Consider the following 628-nt stretch of genomic DNA (forward strand, 5'->3'; position numbering starts at 1 on the left):
TAATGGAGAAACTTGGCGCGCTGTTGCAAAGCGCTACAAGATCAGCAAATTCACCGTCTATAGCTGGATTAAAAATCCCCATCCTAAAGGCTTTAACTGAGCGTAAGCCTCAAAGATTGATGATGAAGCCTTGCTTAAGGATATTGAGCAGTATCCTGATGATTACCAATGGGAAAGCGCTAGACGTTTTAATTGCTCGCAATCAGCGATTTGTTATGCTCTAAAGCGACTAAAGATAACGCATAAAAAAAGATTAACCAACATCCAAAAGCCGACACAGAGAAAAGAGAGCACTTTCAAGAACAAATAGTGGATAAGACCGCTCAAGACAAACCGATAGTCTATCTTGATGAATGTGGTTTTAAAGCCTTTGCTCATAGACCTTATGGCTACAGCACAAAAGGACAAATTTGTCATGGAAGTGATATAGTGAAATCATCTAAAACCCAACCCAATCCAAAGCAGATAAAAGAATAAAGTATCAATACAATCCATCCGCCATTCTTTGCTATTTGCTTAATCCAAGCCCACATCTTTTCAATAGGATTTAAGTCTGGACTATAAGGGGGTAACCAAACTATCTCATGCCCATGCTCTTCAATGATTGCTTGAATATCACTGCGTTTAT

At 39.0% G+C, this 628-nt stretch carries 2 protein-coding genes; one reads left to right on the plus strand and one right to left on the minus strand.

Features of this window, described 5'->3' with window-relative positions; genetic code table 11:
- The first annotated feature begins 115 nt into the window (after positions 1 to 115).
- Positions 116 to 310: an IS630 transposase-related protein gene (locus A5N85_RS18005; protein WP_072576064.1), complete on the plus strand. Its 195-nt coding sequence runs from the start codon at positions 116 to 118 to the stop codon at positions 308 to 310.
- 103 nt (positions 311 to 413) lie between these two features.
- Here A5N85_RS18005 and A5N85_RS17420 read toward each other — a convergent pair.
- Positions 414 to 628 (minus strand): transposase (locus A5N85_RS17420; protein WP_211268245.1); only part of this gene is annotated, 215 nt, incomplete at its 5' end.

It is taken from the genome of Suttonella ornithocola, from assembly GCF_001889065.1.
In the GTDB taxonomy this organism is placed as follows: Bacteria; Pseudomonadota; Gammaproteobacteria; order Cardiobacteriales; family Cardiobacteriaceae; genus Suttonella_A; species Suttonella_A ornithocola.